General features: G+C 68.6%; 19 protein-coding genes and 1 other RNA gene. 14 read left to right on the plus strand and 6 right to left on the minus strand.

Features of this window, described 5'->3' with window-relative positions:
• Positions 1-75 precede the first annotated feature (75 nt).
• From ACX40P_RS07730 to ACX40P_RS07740, 3 genes are all read left to right on the plus strand, one after another.
• A complete protein-coding gene (locus tag ACX40P_RS07730; RefSeq protein ID WP_459125733.1) occupies positions 76-1,578 on the plus strand; it encodes an acyl-CoA ligase (AMP-forming), exosortase A system-associated in 1,503 nt (500 codons plus the stop codon).
• Entirely contained in the window at positions 1,575-2,774 is a 1,200-nt protein-coding gene (locus tag ACX40P_RS07735; protein WP_459125734.1) for a pyridoxal-dependent decarboxylase, exosortase A system-associated, read from the plus strand. Before ACX40P_RS07730 ends, ACX40P_RS07735 begins: the two co-directional genes overlap by 4 nt.
• 70 nt (positions 2,775-2,844) lie before the next feature.
• The gene (locus tag ACX40P_RS07740; protein ID WP_459125735.1) at positions 2,845-3,840 is read left to right on the plus strand and encodes an ExeA family protein; all 996 of its coding nucleotides are present in this window, start codon (positions 2,845-2,847) and stop codon (positions 3,838-3,840) included.
• A 4-nt stretch (positions 3,841-3,844) separates the two neighbouring features.
• Here ACX40P_RS07740 and ACX40P_RS07745 read toward each other — a convergent pair whose 3' ends face one another.
• From ACX40P_RS07745 to ACX40P_RS07760, 4 genes are all read right to left on the minus strand, one after another.
• Complete coding sequence (locus ACX40P_RS07745) at positions 3,845-4,030, minus strand: hypothetical protein (protein WP_459125736.1); 186 nt, start codon at positions 4,028-4,030, stop codon at positions 3,845-3,847.
• Positions 4,023-4,454, minus strand: a complete 432-nt coding sequence (locus ACX40P_RS07750; protein WP_459125737.1) for an MAPEG family protein — start codon at positions 4,452-4,454, stop codon at positions 4,023-4,025. Before ACX40P_RS07750 ends, ACX40P_RS07745 begins: the two co-directional genes overlap by 8 nt.
• Before the next feature lie 147 nt (positions 4,455-4,601).
• The gene (locus tag ACX40P_RS07755) at positions 4,602-5,681 is read right to left on the minus strand and encodes a 1,9-bis(guanidino)-5-aza-nonane synthase (protein ID WP_459125738.1); all 1,080 of its coding nucleotides are present in this window, start codon (positions 5,679-5,681) and stop codon (positions 4,602-4,604) included.
• A gap of 104 nt (positions 5,682-5,785) precedes the next feature.
• Positions 5,786-7,015, minus strand: coding sequence for a type III PLP-dependent enzyme (locus tag ACX40P_RS07760; RefSeq protein WP_459125739.1), 1,230 nt, complete (start codon positions 7,013-7,015; stop codon positions 5,786-5,788).
• Positions 7,016-7,180: 165 nt separating this feature from the next.
• Between ACX40P_RS07760 and ACX40P_RS07765 the strand changes: the two genes are divergently transcribed.
• The 3 genes from ACX40P_RS07765 (at position 7,181) to ACX40P_RS07775 (ending at position 8,937) form a co-directional block, all read left to right on the plus strand.
• Positions 7,181-8,149, plus strand: a complete 969-nt coding sequence (locus ACX40P_RS07765; protein WP_459125740.1) for a threonine ammonia-lyase — start codon at positions 7,181-7,183, stop codon at positions 8,147-8,149.
• A 205-nt stretch (positions 8,150-8,354) separates the two neighbouring features.
• A complete protein-coding gene (locus ACX40P_RS07770; RefSeq protein WP_459125741.1) occupies positions 8,355-8,513 on the plus strand; it encodes a hypothetical protein in 159 nt (52 codons plus the stop codon).
• A gap of 70 nt (positions 8,514-8,583) precedes the next feature.
• Positions 8,584-8,937 carry a hypothetical protein gene (locus ACX40P_RS07775; RefSeq protein WP_459125742.1) on the plus strand — a complete coding sequence of 118 codons (354 nt, stop codon included), beginning with the start codon at positions 8,584-8,586 and terminating at the stop codon, positions 8,935-8,937.
• 18 nt (positions 8,938-8,955) lie between these two features.
• Here ACX40P_RS07775 and ACX40P_RS07780 read toward each other — a convergent pair whose 3' ends face one another.
• Complete coding sequence (locus ACX40P_RS07780) at positions 8,956-9,612, minus strand: alpha/beta hydrolase (RefSeq protein ID WP_459125743.1); 657 nt, start codon at positions 9,610-9,612, stop codon at positions 8,956-8,958.
• Between the two features lie 128 nt (positions 9,613-9,740).
• Between ACX40P_RS07780 and ACX40P_RS07785 the strand changes: the two genes are divergently transcribed.
• From ACX40P_RS07785 to ffs, 5 genes are all read left to right on the plus strand, one after another.
• Positions 9,741-10,841, plus strand: a complete 1,101-nt coding sequence (locus ACX40P_RS07785) for a cysteine desulfurase family protein (protein WP_459125744.1) — start codon at positions 9,741-9,743, stop codon at positions 10,839-10,841.
• On the plus strand, positions 10,838-11,893 hold the full coding sequence (locus ACX40P_RS07790) for a cysteine desulfurase family protein (protein ID WP_459125745.1): 1,056 nt from the start codon (positions 10,838-10,840) through the stop codon (positions 11,891-11,893). The genes ACX40P_RS07785 and ACX40P_RS07790 overlap by 4 nt, the downstream gene beginning before the upstream one ends.
• Positions 11,890-12,210, plus strand: coding sequence for a 2Fe-2S iron-sulfur cluster-binding protein (locus ACX40P_RS07795; RefSeq protein ID WP_459125746.1), 321 nt, complete (start codon positions 11,890-11,892; stop codon positions 12,208-12,210). Before ACX40P_RS07790 ends, ACX40P_RS07795 begins: the two co-directional genes overlap by 4 nt.
• 93 nt (positions 12,211-12,303) lie before the next feature.
• Positions 12,304-12,594 (plus strand): hypothetical protein, encoded by a 291-nt coding sequence (locus tag ACX40P_RS07800; protein ID WP_459125747.1) that lies wholly within the window; start codon positions 12,304-12,306, stop codon positions 12,592-12,594.
• Between the two features lie 38 nt (positions 12,595-12,632).
• An RNA gene (gene ffs, locus ACX40P_RS07805) (signal recognition particle sRNA small type) lies at positions 12,633-12,730 on the plus strand.
• 128 nt (positions 12,731-12,858) lie between these two features.
• Here ffs and ACX40P_RS07810 read toward each other — a convergent pair.
• Complete coding sequence (locus ACX40P_RS07810; protein WP_459125748.1) at positions 12,859-13,053, minus strand: hypothetical protein; 195 nt, start codon at positions 13,051-13,053, stop codon at positions 12,859-12,861.
• A 154-nt stretch (positions 13,054-13,207) separates the two neighbouring features.
• Between ACX40P_RS07810 and ACX40P_RS07815 the strand changes: the two genes are divergently transcribed.
• From ACX40P_RS07815 to ACX40P_RS07825, 3 genes are all read left to right on the plus strand, one after another.
• The gene (locus ACX40P_RS07815) at positions 13,208-13,633 is read left to right on the plus strand and encodes a hypothetical protein (RefSeq protein ID WP_459125749.1); all 426 of its coding nucleotides are present in this window, start codon (positions 13,208-13,210) and stop codon (positions 13,631-13,633) included.
• Between the two features lie 118 nt (positions 13,634-13,751).
• Entirely contained in the window at positions 13,752-15,383 is a 1,632-nt protein-coding gene (locus ACX40P_RS07820; RefSeq protein WP_459125750.1) for a DNA polymerase III subunit gamma/tau, read from the plus strand.
• Between the two features lies 1 nt (position 15,384).
• A complete protein-coding gene (locus ACX40P_RS07825; RefSeq protein ID WP_459125751.1) occupies positions 15,385-15,708 on the plus strand; it encodes a YbaB/EbfC family nucleoid-associated protein in 324 nt (107 codons plus the stop codon).
• Positions 15,709-15,757 lie beyond the last annotated feature (49 nt).

Consider the following 15,757-nt stretch of genomic DNA (forward strand, 5'->3'; position numbering starts at 1 on the left):
CTGCAATTGCTAGGTCGCCCGTACTTTGTGCAGCGCAACTTGCCAAGCGCGGCGCGTTCGCGGCTATGTGGCGCCATGGTGGAGCCCGATCCCATGCCGCGTCCGATCGATCACGTCCTGCGCGGGCCGCCCGATGCGACCGCGCTGGAGGATCGCGTCGGCACGCTGACCTATGCGCAGGCGGAGGACGCGGTCGCGCGCATCGCCGGCTGGCTGGCGGGATTGTCCCTCCCGCCCGGCAGTCGCATCGCGAGCTGGCTCCCGAAGACGCGCGACGCCTGCCTATTGCCGCTCGCCGCGCCGCGTGCGGGGCTGATCCACGTGCCGATCAATCCGGTGCTGAAGCGTGCGCAGGTCGCGCATATCCTGTCCGACAGCGGTGCTGCCGCGCTGGTGACGCAGCCGAGCCGCGTCGCCACCCTCGAACCCGGTGACGTCCCCGAGGGCGTCGCAGTGTTCGACGGCACGGAACCGGGCGACCCGCTGCCGCCATCGACTGCCGATACCGATGCGCTGGCGGCGATCCTCTACACCTCCGGATCGACTGGTCGACCAAAGGGCGTGATGCTCAGCCATGCCAACCTGTGGCTCGGGGCGATCGGTGTCGCGCATTATCTCGGCCTGTCCGCCGACGATCGCGTGCTCGGCGTGCTGCCGCTCAGCTTCGATTACGGCCAGAACCAGCTGTTCTCGACCTGGGCCGCGGGCGGGCGGGTGATCCCGCTCGACTATCTGACCGCGCGCGACGTGGTGAAGGCGGTCGGGCGGCATGACGTCACGACGCTGGCCGGGGTTCCGCCCCTTTGGGTGCAGTTGCTGGAGGCGGCGTGGGGCGATGCGGGGGTCAGCCTGCGCCGCCTGACCAACTCCGGCGGCGCGATGACGCCGCGGCTGGTGCGAAGCTTGCGCGAGCGTTTCCCTGCCGCCGATCTTTACCCGATGTACGGGCTGACCGAGGCGTTCCGATCGACCTGGCTTCCGCCCGCACTGGTCGATGCCAATCCGGACGCGATCGGAGGCGCGATCCCGTTCGCCGAGGTGATGGTCGTCCGCCCCGACGGCGCGCAGGCCGCGGCGGGGGAGGCGGGCGAGCTCGTTCACGCCGGCCCGCTGGTCGCGCAGGGCTATTGGCGCGATGCCGAGCGGACGGCGGCACGCTTTCGCCCCGCGCCCGCCTGGTCGCTGAGCGGCGGAACGGCGGTCTGGTCCGGCGATACGGTCGTGATGGGGCAGGACGGCCTGCTGCGCTTCGTCGGGCGTGACGACGAGATGATAAAGTCCTCGGGCAACCGCATCAGCCCGACCGAGATCGAGGAGGCGGTGCTGGCGGGTGGCGAAGCGGCGGAGGCGGCGGCGTTCGGCGTGTCGGACGACCGGCTGGGACAGGCGATCATCGTCGTGCTGCGGGGCGATGCCGGCAACGAGGCAGGGCTGCGCGCACGGCTACGGCGCGATCTGCCGAGCTTCATGCAGCCGGCGCGCTACGACTGGCGCGAAGAATTGCCACGCAATGCGAACGGCAAGCTCGATCGCGCTGTCCTGAAACGACAAATCCTGGATGAGGCGCACGCATCATGAAGCCCGTCGGCCCGGTCCCGCCCGACTTCGCGACGCCCGGTGCGTTGCATATCGCCGGTCGTTCTGCGGAGGATTGGGTCGCCGAGCATGGTAGCCCGATGTTCGTCTACGACACCGCCATCGTCGCAGATCGCATCGCCCGGCTGCGCGCGGCGATGCCGGCGGCGCTCGACATCCATCTCGCGATCAAGGCCAATCCGCACCCGGTGCTCATCGCCCGCATCGCGCCGCTGGTCGATGGTCTCGACGTGGCATCGGCGGGTGAGATGGCGAAGGCGCTGGCGCTGAAGCCTGCCGCCTCGATCAGCTTCGCCGGCCCGGGAAAACGCGACGCCGAGATCGAAGCCGCGATCCGCGCCGGCGTCACGCTGAACGTGGAGTCGGAGGGGGAGGCCGCCCGCGCGCTGGCGATCGGAGCGCGGCTCGGCATCCCCCCGCGCGCGGCGGTGCGGGTTAATCCGTCGTTCGAGCTGAAGGGCTCCGGCATGAAGATGGGCGGTCGTCCGTCGCCGTTCGGCGTCGATGCCGATCGCGCGCCCGCGCTCGTCCGGACGCTGATCGACGGCGGCGCCGACTGGCGCGGCTTCCACATCTTCGCAGGCTCCCAGGCGCTGGACAGCGACGCCATCATCGAGACGCAGGCGGCTACGGTCGCGCTTGCCGAGCGGCTGGCCGACGACGTCGGGCGCGTGCCGCCGCTGCTCAATCTCGGCGGCGGGTTCGGCGTGCCCTATTTCGCGGGCGACACACCGGTCGATGTCGATCGCATCGGCGCCGCGCTGGCGACGCGCCTGCGCCCGTACTGGCGCTATGCGATCGAGCTCGGCCGCTGGCTGCTCGCCGAAAGCGGAGTCTACCTGACCCGTATCGTCGATCGGAAGGAGAGTGGCGGCGAGACCTTCGTCATCGTCGACGGCGGCCTCCATCACCAGCTCGCCGCGTCCGGCAATTTCGGGACGGTGGTGCGTCGCAACTACCCTGTCGCCTTGGCGCGCGATGTCGCCGGCGCGACGGAAGAGACGGTGTCGATCGTCGGCCCGCTCTGCACGCCGCTCGACCGCCTTGCCGATCGCATCGCGTCCCCGCGCGCGCAAGTCGGCGATGTCGTCGCGATCTTCCTCGCCGGCGCCTATGGATTGAGCGCCAGCCCGCACGACTTCCTCGGCCATCCCAAGCCGGCGGAGGCGGTGACCTGACGTCCCGACCTAAGCGGATGTTAACCCCTCCGCGTGCAGCGTCCGTCCGTATCATTGCGTGGCGATCCGAATGCATGACGTCCCCTATGGCCTGACCGGGCACCCATTCGATCCGACGCCCGACCCGCGCTTCTGGGTCGACACGGCGAGTCACCGTCATGCCGTCGCGCATCTCGGCTATGGGTTGATACTGGGGGAGGGCATTCTCGTCGTCACCGGCGATGCCGGGACCGGCAAGACGATGGTCCTACAACAGTTGCTCGGTCCCATCGATCGCGCTGCCGTGAACATCGTGAAGGTCACCGCCACCACCGACGACGATGCGTTGCTGCGTAGCATCTGCGCCGGGCTCGACGTCATGACGACCGGCATGGCACAGGCGGAACTGGCTCGTGCCGCGCACGCCGGACTTCATGCCCCCACCCGCCGCACGCTGATCGTCATCGACGATGCCCACGCCCTGTCGGACGACGGCCTGCGCGCCCTGCATGCCCTGTCGATCAGCGGCGGCGCGCAAGTGGTGCTGATCGGCCGATCCGCGCTGCGGGAGCGGCTGGCGCCGCTACAGAGCCGGGTGATCGCGCTGCATCGTCTCGATCCGATCGGTGCCGACGAGGTCGAAACCTATCTCGCCCAGCGGCTCGCCGTCGTCGGCTGGAGCGGCACGCCCGATATCGGACCCGACGCCGCAGCGACGATCCACGCGTGGTCGGGCGGGAACGCGGCGAGGATCAATGATCTGACCCACCGCCTGCTGCTGCACGGTGCTGCGCGCAGGATCGAGCGGTTCGATGCCGCCGAGGTCGAGCAGCTGGTCGCCGCGACCGCCGAACCGCGCGCCCGCGTCGTCCGCCCGTTCCTGGTCGACATGCCCCAGACCGACGAATTGCTGCTGATCGACCGCATCTACGACCCCGGCGAAGTCGCGGTCGAGGAGCGTATCGCCGCGATCGAGCGGCGGCTGGCGGAACAGGACGAGGCATTGCGTCGCGTGCTCGGCCTGCTGGTCGACTGGGCGGAGGCGGGCGGTCAAGTCCCCGCGCAGCTTCGCGCGCTCATCGCCTGACGCGTCAGCGCAGCTTCGCGATCTCCAGCCCGTCCGCCTTCGCGCGATCCTTCACCGATTCCTCGCTGCGGGTGAGCGCCTTGGCGATCGCGCGCAGGGCCATGCCCTTTTTCGCCAGCAGGTGAAGCTTCTGGATCTCCGCCTGCGTCCACGGCTGCCGGTGGCGCTCGAAGCTCTCGCCCTTAGCCATGGAACACCGCCATTGCCCCATGCAGCGTCAATGCGACCAGGCACAGGCTCGACAACACGAACGGCGGAAAGCGCCACGCGACCTTGTTGACCGTCGCCTGCACCAGCGAATGCAAAATCCTCAGGATCACATAGCCCCACGCCAGCCATGCGTTGAAGCCATCGCCGGTCCCGGTCAGCGCGATGACGATCGCCACCGCGTAGAAGACCGTCGGCTGCTCCATCAGGTGATTGTAGTTGTGCGCCGGCCACTGTGCCTTGGGCGGCAGCACCTTGTCGGCATCGCCGGTCTTCGTGCCCGTAAGCTTCGCGATGTCGATCCCCGCCGCCTTCAGCGCCGGCAGGCGGCTCGCGATCATCCATACCCACATGACGAGCGTCCAGGCGGCGAGTACTACCACCGGCTGCAAGATATCCCGACCCATCAAAAACCTCCCCCGGGTTGCCCGGGGGAGGTGCATGATTTGGCGAAGGTTGGCAACGTAACACCGTGCGCCCGCGCAGGCGGGAGCCCAGAGCCACTGGGACAAGCGTTCGTCATCCTAGGCGCCGGGCTGCGCCGGGCGCACGGTTCAGGCGAAGAGCTTCGCCCAGCCGCGCTTCGCCCGGTCCTTCCAGTGACCGCGGTGGTAGGCGTCCGACGCCAGCAGCGGCATCACCGAACCGGCCTCGGCGAACACCATCTGCTCGATGCCCGTGTTCACCTTGCCCCACGACGCCGCCTCCTGCAGCGTCGAGGACGAGCAGGCGCCGTCGCGTACGTCGGCGACGGTGATCTGCACGGCGTACTTGTGCACGTCGACATCCTCGTGGCCGAGGATCTCGGCGCAGACGACCGTGTCCTGGATGAAGTTCTTCGGCACGCCGCCGCCGATCATCAGCAGACCGGTGGTGCCCGCCTCGATCTTGATTTGCGTCAGCTCGCGGAAGTCGGCGATCGCGTCTAGCACCATGTACGGCTGGCCCGCCTTGGCACGATCGACCTGATGCTTGACGAGACCGAAGCCCGCCGAGCTGTCCACGAACGCCGGGCAGAAGATCGGCACGTCATGCTCGTAGGCGAGTTTGACGAGACTGTTGTCCTTCTTCCCATGCTCGACGAGATACTTGCCCATCTCGCGGATGAACGCACGGCTCGAATAGGGCTTGGCCTCCAGCGTCTCGGCGATCTCGAAGATCGTGTGGTCGACGTTCTGGAGCGCTTCCTCGTCGATGTACGTGTCGTAGATGCGGTCGATGTAGAGCGAACGCAGCGTGTCGTCGTCAGGGATTTCAAGCGCTTGATAGTGCTTGTGGCCAAGGCCCTCGAAGAAATCCATATCGACGATCGTGGCACCCGTGGCGACGATCAGGTCGACCATGTTGTTGCGCACCAGTTCGGCATACAGGTCCATGCACCCGCCCGCACTGGTCGATCCGGCGATCACCAGACACACGGTGCAGTCCTTGTCGGCCAGCATCTCGTTGTAGATCTTGGTCGCGCGGCCGAGGTCGCGGCTGGTGAAGCTCATGTCCGCCATCGCGTCGACGATCGGGCGCGCGTCGAAGCTGGTGATGTCGATGTGCTTGACCTGCTTGCTCAGCAGTTCGGCCTTGCGCGTATCGTTGATCGGCGCGTTCGCCGCGGCGGTCTTGGTCAGGGTATCGGTCATGGGGTCTCCCATCGTCTTGGCCGGCGTCGTTGTGGGGACGCGGAAACCCGTAAGGCGCGGCGGAGCGCGAACGCCCCGCCGCTAACCGGTGTGATTGCCGTTCGTTACAGCTTTACGACGTTCGACGCGACCGTCTGCTCCGCCTCGACGTACAACGACGCCATCGGCTCGTCCGCGACGACGACCGTCGCATCCGATCCGAAGCCGTTGAACGCGGTGCGCATCGCCGAGCCATAGGCGCCCAGCATGCCGACCTCGATATAGTCGCCGGCCTGCACGTCCGCGGGCAGCAGGAACGGCCCGGTCATATGGTCCAGATCGTCGCAGGTCGGGCCGTAGAAGCTGAACGGCATATCGCGCGCGTCGCTGTCGGGTTCGCGCAGCAGCCGTACGGGGAACCGCCAGCCGATATGCGCGGCATCGAACAGCGCACCATAGGCACCGTCGTTGATGAACAGCTCGTCGCCGCGGCGCTTCTCGACGCGCACGATCAGCGAGCTGTACTCCGCGCACAGCGCTCGGCCGGGCTCCGCCCACAATTCGGCCGAGTAGCTGATCGGCAGCGACTCGAACGCACGGTGGATCGTGTCGAAATAGCGCTGCAGCCCCTGCGGCTCCATCCCCGGATAGACGCTCGGGAAGCCGCCGCCGACGTCGATGACGTCCACGGTCACCGCCGCCTCGACGATGGCGGCGCGCACGCGCTCCATCGCCTGGGCATAGGCGTCGGGCGACATCGCCTGCGATCCCACGTGGAAGCAGATGCCGAGTGCATCCGCCGCCTGGCGTGCCGCGAACAGCAGCGCCTTCGCCTCATGCGGCATCACGCCGAACTTGGACGCCAGGCTCAGCTTCGACAGGTCCGACGAGACGCGGATGCGCACGCACAAGGTCAGGTCCGCGGCGGCGATGCCGTCCCGACTGGTCGCGCGGACGATCTTGTCCAGCTCCTCCATCGAATCGAGGCTGAAGGTGCGGACGCCATGCTCGTAATACGCCTGGTGGATCGCCTCCTCGGCCTTGACCGGGTGCATGAAGCACAGCGTCGCCTCCGGCAGCTCCCGCGCCACCAGCCGCACCTCGCCCAGCGACGCGACGTCGTAGTGCGTGATGCCGCTGTCCCACAGGATGTGGAGCAGCTCGGGGGAGGGGTTCGCCTTCACCGCATACATCGAGCGGCCCGGAAACTTCTCGACGAAGTATCGGGCGGCGCGCGCGGCGGCATGCGGACGAACGAGCGTGACCGGTTCGACCGGCTTGCTCTTGGCGATCTCTACGGCGTCAGGAGCCGAAGTCGGGGCGGCTAGCCCCAGCGCGCGATTTTGCTGGTGCAACTCAAGGGACCTCCAATGCCAGGGGGTCAGCCCCCCGGACTTTCAGTTACGAAATTCACTGCCTTGCGGTGGAAGTCCCATGGGGCAGCGGAGGCGGCGAAATAGGGTCACGAATTCGTCATGTAAAGTGTTTCGTTGCACGCTGATTTGCGGCAGGGACGAAGCGTGACCATCGTGCGACAACCGACCCGCGCCGGGGTGCGCGACGCCGCGGCGAAAATGGCGGAAATCCTGCCACCGACGCCGCTGTTCTTCGTCGAAATCCGCGGCGTCGACATCGCGTTCAAGGCGGAGTCCCTGCAACCGATCGGCGCCTTCAAGATCCGCGGCGCCTGGCATCGGCTGACCGCGCTCGACGAATCGGCGCGCGCGAAGGGGGTCGTCGCCTTCTCCAGCGGCAACCATGCGCAGGGCGTAGCCTGGGCGGCAAAGCAGCTCGGCATGCCCGCCGTCATCGTGATGCCGGACGACGCGCCGGCGGTGAAACGCGAATCGACGCTGGCGCTCGGTGCCGAGGTGGTCGGCTGCAACCGCTTCACCGACAGCCGCGAGAAGATCGCCGCGCACCTGGCGCACGCCCGCGGCGCGGTGCTGGTGCCAAGCTTCGACGATGCCTGGGTGATCGAGGGGCAGGGGAGCGCCGGGATCGAGGCGGAGGAGCAGTTCCTCGACTATGGCATCGACGCGGGCATCGAACATGTCGTGACGCCGTGTGGCGGCGGCGGGCTGGCGGCGGGCCTCGCGCTCGCCCTGCCGCACGCGTCGATGACGGTCGTCGAACCCGAAGGCTGGGACGACATGCGCCGCAGTCTGGAGGCCGGCTGGATCGAGGAGGTTCCCGCCGACGCGCCGCCCACCGCCTGCGATTCGCTTCAGACGAGGCGCGTGTCGCCACTGACGTTCGACGTTCTCTCGCGCCGCTCCGCAACCGGCGTAGCCGTCACCGAAGCCGAAGTCCGCGCCGCGCAACGCTGGGCCGCACAGGTGCTACGCATCGTCGTCGAACCCGGCGGCGCCGTGGCGATCGCCGCGCTGCTGTCCGGCAAGGTCGAGGCGCGGGAGAACACGCTGGTGATGGTGTCGGGCGGGAACGTCGATCCGGTCGCCTATGCGGCGGTGCTGGCGGACCGGTAACTGTGGCGGAGACCAGTGCCCCAACCCCGTTCGTGCTGAGCCTGTCGAAGCACCGTACTTCGGGTCGCGCCCCCCGTGTTGTGGGATGGCGCGGAAGCCCCTCCACCGTTCGGGCTGAGCTTGTCGAAGCCCTGCCCTTTCTTTGCAACCGCGGTGAAGATCAGGGCTTCGACACGTTCAGCTGGAACGGGGAGGGGGCAATCCAATGACCGCGCTCGCCCCAACCGTCGCAATGCTGGCCGTCTTCGCCCTGACCGCCGGCGGCATCCTCCTCCTCCGCAGCGGCCGCGAGCGCAAGAAGGGCTGGCTGATGCTGGCCTGCGCACTGGTGCTGCTGGGGAACGTGGCGATCTGGACGGTGTAGCTATGGGTCTCTCAACGCCCGATAGCGGACGTGGTGTAAAATCAAATCATCGGCGAGATTCACAGCGATGATGACCGATCCGACGACCGAGCTCCGACGTTTGCTCGACCGCTTTGTAAGTGGTGAAGATGCCAGCTTGAAGGCCGCAAACCGGCTTGAAGTTCTTCTTGAGGAGGCGTTTCCGGACGATGACGTGGTTCAAGACCGAGTGGGCGACTTGGCTCAATACCGCCCCGGTGGTGGCGAGTTTCTTTTTGACGAAAAGGAATGCGCAGTCGCCTCTCTCGCCTCCAAGGATACCTCGCCGCACGGGGTCGATGACCGCTTCCCACCAACACCCGACATCGGCAAAGCCGATGTCGTCGGTCGGCGCGTATCGCGCCGCCGACCGGGCTCGCTGCGGACGCGGACTAGCTCACGCTAATCCGCTGCAGCCTCCAATTCACCGGATCGGCGAATTGGGATCGAGCCGCATATCCAGATATTTGTCCACGCTGCCCATCAGCTGCGGCATCTCGTGCTCGAAGAAGTGGTTCGCGCCGGGGATCGTGTCGTGGTGGATGGTGATGTGGCGCTGGGTGCGCAGCTTGTCGACCAGCTTCTGGACGGCGAGCGGGGTCACCACCTCGTCGTTCTCGCCCTGGATGATGATGCCGCTCGACGGACAGGGGGCGAGGAAGGTGAAGTCGAACATGTTGGCCGGCGGCGCGATCGAGATGAAGCCGCGGATTTCCGGGCGGCGCATCAGCAGCTGCATGCCGATCCACGCACCGAAGCCGAAGCCTGCGACCCAGGTCGTCGAAGCTTCGGGGTGGAAGCTCTGCACCCAGTCGAGCGCGCTCGCCGCGTCGCTGAGTTCGCCGATGCCGTTGTCGAACGTCCCCTGGCTCTTGCCGACGCCGCGGAAGTTGAAGCGCAGCGTCGCGAAGCCGCGCCGCTGGAACGTCTTGTAGAGGTCCTGCACGATGCGGTTGTTCATCGTGCCGCCCGACGAGGGATGCGGGTGCAGGATCATCGCGACCGGCGCGCGCGGGCGGGGGGCGGGGGCGAAGCGACCTTCGAGGCGACCTTCGGGACCGGGGAAGATGACTTCGGGCATCGCGTTGACCTGCTGACTTGAAAAGCGGCCATCGGGGCGCCGGACGAGGGACCGGACATGGCGCGCGGAAAGGCCGGCGCTATATAAGGCCCGTCCCGCCCACGCAACGCAAACGAGAAGCCGTCCGCTTGCCCGACCGTCTCTATCTCGATCACGTCGCCACCACGCCCGTCCTGCCCGCCGCCGCCCATGCGGTCGCGCGCGGGCTGGCGATGTGGGCCAACCCGTCCTCCCCGCATGCGGAGGGCCGTGCCGCCCGCGCCGCGCTGGAGGACGCGCGCGGGGCGATGAAGGCGGCGTACGGCTGGCGCGGCGAGCTGATCCTGACCAGCGGCGCGAGCGAAGCCATCGCCATCGCGCTCACCCGCGCGCAGGTCGCCAGCCGGCTGGTATCGAGCGTCGAGCATGACGCAGTGCTCCGTGCCGCCCCCGAAGCGCTGCGGATCGCGGTCGGGCCGGACGGCATCGTCGATCTCGCCGCGCTCGCCGCTCAGATCGCCGCCGCACCCGCCCCGGCGCTGGTCGCGGTGCAATGGGGCAACAGCGAGACGGGCGTGGTCCAGCCGCTCGCTGCCATCGCCGCCATCGTCCACGCCGCCGGCAGCATCCTGTTCGTCGATGCCGCGCAGATGCCGGTCGGCTGGAGCATTGATCGGCCGCAGGACGTGGCCGACCTGATCGCCATCTCAGGCCACAAGCGCGGCGGCCCCGCCGGCATCGGCGCGCTGCTGGTCCGCGACCTCGGCGTGCTGCTGCCGACCGGCGGGCAGGAGCGCGGCTATCGCGGCGGTACAGAGAATTTGCCCGGCGCGCTCGGCATGGCTGCGGCCGTGGCGGAGCCTGAGGATATCGCGGCGATGGCGGCGATGCGCGTGCGGCTGGACCACGCCGTCGTCGCGGTGGGCGGCATCGTCGTCGCCGGTGACAGCCCGCGCGCGCCGCATATCGGCTCGTATCGCCTGCCGGGGCTGTCGGCGGCGGCGCAGCTGATCCGCTTCGACATGGCCGGCATCGCGGTCTCGGCGGGCTCGGCCTGTTCGTCGGGATCGATGCGGCCCAGCCATGTGCTGGGCGCGATGGGCTGGGCAGGGACCGACGCAAGCGAGGTCATCCGCGTCAGCTTCGGCCGAAGCACGACCCCCGCCGACATCGAACGCTTCATCGCCGCCTTCGCCGCGATCGCGCGGGAGGTCCGCGCCCGGACGGACGGCGCGGCGGCGCGCGCATGATCTACCTCGACTATCAGGCGACCACCCCGCTCGCGCCCGAGGCACTGGCGGCGATGCTGCCCTGGCTGGAGTCGCAGCACGCCAACCCGCACAGCGCCCACGCCCCCGGCCGCGCGGCGAAGGCGGCGGTGGAGGTGGCGCGCGACCGCGTCGCTACGCTGCTGCCCCCTGGCGGCACGGTCAGCTTCACCGGCGGCGCGACCGAGGCGCTCAACTGGGCGATCAAGGGCACCACCGGCGGCATCGTCACCACCGCTACCGAGCATGCCGCCGTGCTCGACACCGTCGCCGCGACCAGGCGGCCCGCCACCATCCTGCCGGTCGGCCCGGACGGCATCGTCGACATGGACGCCGCCCGGGCCGCGATCCGCCCCGGCGTGGGGCTCGTCGCCGCGATGCTGGTTAACAACGAGATCGGCGTAATCCAGCCGATCGCCGCACTCACCGATCTAGCGCACGCAGCCGGCGCGCTGATGCTGTGCGACGCGGTGCAGGGGGCGGGGCGGGTGCCGCTGCCCGAGGGCGTCGATCTCGTCGCGCTGTCCGCGCACAAGCTCCACGGTCCCAAGGGCATCGGCGCGCTCTGGATCCGCGACGGCGTGACGCTCGCGCCGCTGCTCCACGGCGGCGGGCAGGAGGCGGCGGGGCGGTCTGGCACGCTGTCGCCCGCGCTGTGCGCCGGTTTCGGCGCGGCGGCGCAGCAGATGGCGCAGGACGATCCGGCCCATGTCCGCCGCCTGTTCGACCTCGCCACCGCCCGCCTGGGCGACGAATGGACGATCAACGGCTCGGTCGAACATCGCTATTACGGAAACGTCAGCATCCGTCGCCCCGGCCTCGACGTCGCCCGCCTGACGAGTAACCTCCGCGACATCGCCTTCTCTGCCGGCTCGGCCTGTGCCAGCGGCTCGGGCCGCCCCAGCCACGTGCTGCGCGCCATCGGCCTGAGCGATGCCGATGCACGCTCGACGGTGCGCATCGGTTTCGGCCGCTACACCACCGCCGCCGAACTGTCGCAAGCGATCGACCGCATCGCGGACCACGCCGCATGATTCGCGTCCGCTTCACCGGTGCGGACGGCGGCCCCATCGAAACCACCGCCGACCCCGGCACCACGCTGCTCAAGGCCGGACAGGCCGCCGGCCAGCCATTGGAGGGCACCTGCGAGGGGCAGATGGCCTGCTCGACGTGCCACGTCATCGTGTCGGCGGAGGATTTCGCGCGGCTCGATCCGGCGAGCGACGACGAGGAAGCGATGCTCGACATGGCGGCCGGCGCCACGCGGACCAGCCGGCTCGCCTGCCAGATCGTCCTGACTCCCGCGCTCGACGGCCTCACCGTCGCCATGTCCGAGCGGAGCCGCCGCTAAACCCCTGGTGAACGCCATATTCAGCACTGTTTCAGCCACCATCCTTCACACCACTGCATGCCCGCGTTTCCGGGCGAGTGAAGGAGAATGGTCATGAAACTGATCGCATTCGTCGCCGCCGGCCTCGTCGCCGCCGCCGGCCTGACCCCCGCGACCGCCGATGCGCAGTATCGCGGCGACGGCTGGCGTGGCGGCTATGATCGCGGCTGGAACGACGGCCCGCGCTACCGCGACGACCGCCGCTTCGATAATCGTCGCGGCTGGAACGACCGCCGGGGCTGGCGCGGCAATCGCGGCTGGCATGGCGGTCGCAGCCGCGTCGTCTGCCGCTGGGATCGCGGCTACTACGGCCCGGTGAAGCGCTGCTTCCGCATACATCGCTGAGGCGTCTTGATCGCGCGGCCCGGCTCCCCTATCTGGCGCACGGGAGTCGGGCGGACGTGGTCGTCGCCAACCTGGTCAGATCCTGACGGAAGCAGCCACAACGATTTCGCCACGGGTCGTTCCGGCTCCCACCGCGCAGCGCGCACAGCGCTGGCTTCGCCAGCTACGAGATGCGCAAGCGCGGCCGGCGGGCAAAGCCGTTAGGCGACGCGGCTTCGCCACGGCGTGGACATTTCTGTTCGAACCATTCCCGATCATGGCGCTTCAGCTCGGATGCGCTTCACTCTCGCCGACATCATTGCTCTGGTCGGTAACGGACGTAATGTCGTCATCGGCATCGGTGTCCTCCTTGGACGCTACGACGTACGCCGCGCTCTCGTCGGCAATGCCCGCTTCTTCTATCCGGCGCGCCGTTTCTGCATCGTCGGCACCGACCGGATCGTTTCGCATATCGCTCATCATACGCTTCCTTTTATGGTGCGGTCCTAACGCACGATCGTCGTACCGGTGCCGGGTGCGCTTCTTTAGGCGTGCGCTTATACGTCGAAGGCGAAAGCCGCATGCTGGCGAAAAACCCTGTCCTACACGTCCCCGATCTGCTCCACCCTGCCGGATGACCGACGTGCCCGCCGCCCCCGAAACCCCGACCTTCCCCTTTACGCCCGTGCCCGTCGCACGCGTCCGCCACGACGGCTGGTCGCCGGATCGCCAGTGCCGTTTCATCGCCGCGCTTGCCGAAACCGGCAGCGTCGCCGCTGCGGCCCGCGCGGTCGGCTCTACCCGCAACGGCGCCTATCGGCTGCGCAAGCGCGACGGCGCAGAGAGTTTCGCCGCGGCGTGGGACGCGGCGCTGTCGGATGCGCGCGCCCGCCAATTCGACATATTGTTCGGACGCGCGACCGCCGGCGTCATCGTACCGCGCAAATATCGCGGCGGGTTCGTCGGCACGCGGCATTTCTACGACAATGCCGCTGGCCTTGCCGCGCTGCGCGATCCGCCACTGCCGCCGCATCTGCGCGCGGGCGGGGCGCAAAAGTGACGAAGGTGACAAAGGAGACGACAGGGGACGAATTCAGCGCGTTTCGGTGACCTTTGTCGGCGCCGCATCGCAACCAGCCCTTCGACAAGCGCCCTCGCACCCACTAGACAGGCGGGCAATGTCCGACTCCCTCGACCTCGGCGAACCCCCGCAGCCAAAGGGTGCCGCCTACCGCGTGCTCGCGCGCAAATACCGGCCGCAAACGTTCAGCGAGCTGATCGGCCAGGATGCGATGGTCACCACGCTCGGCAACGCGATCAAACGCGATCGGCTGGCGCATGCCTTCCTGCTGACCGGCGTGCGCGGGGTCGGCAAGACGTCGACGGCGCGGCTGATCGCGAAGGCGCTCAACTGCATCGGCCCGGACGGGCACGGCGGGCCGACGATCGATCCGTGCGGGGTGTGCGAGCCGTGCCGCGCGATCGCCGAGGGGCGTCACATCGACGTGATCGAGATGGACGCCGCGAGCCATACAGGCATCGACGACATCCGCGAGATCATCGAGGCGTCGCGCTACGCTGCCGTCTCGGCCCGCTACAAGATCTACATCATCGACGAAGTCCACATGCTTTCGAAGGCCGCGTTCAACGGTCTGCTGAAGACGCTTGAGGAGCCGCCGGGCCATGTGAAGTTCCTGTTCGCGACGACCGAGGTGAACAAGGTGCCGGTGACGGTGCTGTCGCGGTGTCAACGTTTCGACCTGAAGCGCATCCCCGCCGACCTGCTTGCCGGTCATTTCGCGCGCGTCGTCGCGGCCGAGCATGTGGAGGCGGAGGAGGATGCACTGGCGCTGATCGCCCGCGCGGCGGAAGGGTCGGCGCGCGACGGCCTGTCGATCCTCGATCAGGCGATCGCCCATGCCGACATCGGCGGCGGCGCGGTATCGGCCGAATCGGTCCGCGACATGCTTGGCCTGAGCGACCGTAGCGCGATCCGCACGCTCTTCGCGGCGCTGGTCGCGGGTGACGCGGGGGAGGCGCTGGCGGCGCTGCGCCGGCAATATGATCTGGGTGTCGATCCGGCGTCGGTGCTGAAAACGCTGCTCGAAACCGTCCATGGCATCACGCTGGTGAAGATCGGCGCCGATATTGCCGCGACGCAGGCGGCGGAGGAGCGCGAGGCGCTGGCCGAATGGGGCGCGCAACTGTCGCATCCGGCGCTGCATCGCCTGTGGCAGCTGTTGCTGAAGGGACATGGCGAGGTCGCCACAGCGGCGCTGCCGATCGAGACGGCGGAGATGGCGTTGTTGCGCGTCATCCACGCCTCGACCTTGCCCGACCCGGGTGAGCTGGCGCGGCAGATCGCCAGCGGATCGGTGCCCGCCGGCACTGCGTCCTCGGCGACCGCGGCGGCACCGGTTCCTGCGACGACGGCGGAAGCGGCGTTGCCCGCAACGATCGCCGAAGTCTACACCCTGTTGTCGGAGGCGCGACGTCACGTGCTCGCCGAGCACGTCCGCAACCGCCTGCGCCCCGTCCGCTACGCCCCGCCCGAACTGGTGGCGAGCAGCGCGACGCCGCTGCCGGCGGATTTCGTCCGCGACCTCGGCAATGAACTGCGCACGCTGACCGGGCGCGCGTGGAAGGTGACGACCGACGCGGCGCCCGGCGAACCGACGCTCGCCGAACAGGCGGCGGCGGCGGAGGATGCGCAGCGCGCCGCCGTGCTCGCGTCTCCGGCCGTCGCCGCGGCGATGGAACATTTCCCCGGTGCCGAGTTGATCGGCTGGACCAACCAACGAAGGGCATGACGTGAAAAGCATCGAAGACATCATGGCGATGGCGCAGAACGTGCAGAACGAGCTGACCAAGGCGCAGGCGAGCCTCGATGAGATCGAGGTGCAGGGTGCTTCGGGCGGTGGCCTCGTGAAGGTGACCGCGTCGGCCAAGGGTCGCATCATCGGCATCGACATCGACGCCTCGCTGCTCCAGCCGAGCGAGAAGGGGATGGTCGAGGATCTGGTCGTCGCCGCCTTCAACGACGCGCGGGCGAAGGCCGACGCCGCCTCGCAGAGCGAGATGGGCAAGCTGACCAGCGGCCTGCCGCTCCCGCCGGGCTTCAAGCTGCCGTTCTGATCGGTCGTTGCGCCTCGGGAACGAAGCCCGCCCGGCGTCGTTCAGCGCT

Source organism: Sphingomonas sp. RS2018 (genome assembly GCF_054489605.1).

Coding starts and splice junctions, on each gene's coding strand:
- ACX40P_RS07750 (WP_459125737.1), bottom strand. CDS start 4,454: ATGGGTCGGGATATCTTGCAGCCGGTGGTAGTACTCGCCGCCTGGACG.
- ACX40P_RS07790 (WP_459125745.1), top strand. CDS start 10,838: ATGATCTACCTCGACTATCAGGCGACCACCCCGCTCGCGCCCGAGGCA.
- ACX40P_RS07770 (WP_459125741.1), top strand. CDS start 8,355: ATGACCGCGCTCGCCCCAACCGTCGCAATGCTGGCCGTCTTCGCCCTG.
- ACX40P_RS07780 (WP_459125743.1), bottom strand. CDS start 9,612: ATGCCCGAAGTCATCTTCCCCGGTCCCGAAGGTCGCCTCGAAGGTCGC.
- ACX40P_RS07745 (WP_459125736.1), bottom strand. CDS start 4,030: ATGGCTAAGGGCGAGAGCTTCGAGCGCCACCGGCAGCCGTGGACGCAG.
- ACX40P_RS07815 (WP_459125749.1), top strand. CDS start 13,208: ATGACCGACGTGCCCGCCGCCCCCGAAACCCCGACCTTCCCCTTTACG.
- ACX40P_RS07740 (WP_459125735.1), top strand. CDS start 2,845: ATGCATGACGTCCCCTATGGCCTGACCGGGCACCCATTCGATCCGACG.
- ACX40P_RS07730 (WP_459125733.1), top strand. CDS start 76: ATGGTGGAGCCCGATCCCATGCCGCGTCCGATCGATCACGTCCTGCGC.
- ACX40P_RS07795 (WP_459125746.1), top strand. CDS start 11,890: ATGATTCGCGTCCGCTTCACCGGTGCGGACGGCGGCCCCATCGAAACC.
- ACX40P_RS07735 (WP_459125734.1), top strand. CDS start 1,575: ATGAAGCCCGTCGGCCCGGTCCCGCCCGACTTCGCGACGCCCGGTGCG.
- ACX40P_RS07800 (WP_459125747.1), top strand. CDS start 12,304: ATGAAACTGATCGCATTCGTCGCCGCCGGCCTCGTCGCCGCCGCCGGC.
- ACX40P_RS07755 (WP_459125738.1), bottom strand. CDS start 5,681: ATGACCGATACCCTGACCAAGACCGCCGCGGCGAACGCGCCGATCAAC.
- ACX40P_RS07810 (WP_459125748.1), bottom strand. CDS start 13,053: ATGAGCGATATGCGAAACGATCCGGTCGGTGCCGACGATGCAGAAACG.
- ACX40P_RS07775 (WP_459125742.1), top strand. CDS start 8,584: ATGACCGATCCGACGACCGAGCTCCGACGTTTGCTCGACCGCTTTGTA.
- ACX40P_RS07820 (WP_459125750.1), top strand. CDS start 13,752: ATGTCCGACTCCCTCGACCTCGGCGAACCCCCGCAGCCAAAGGGTGCC.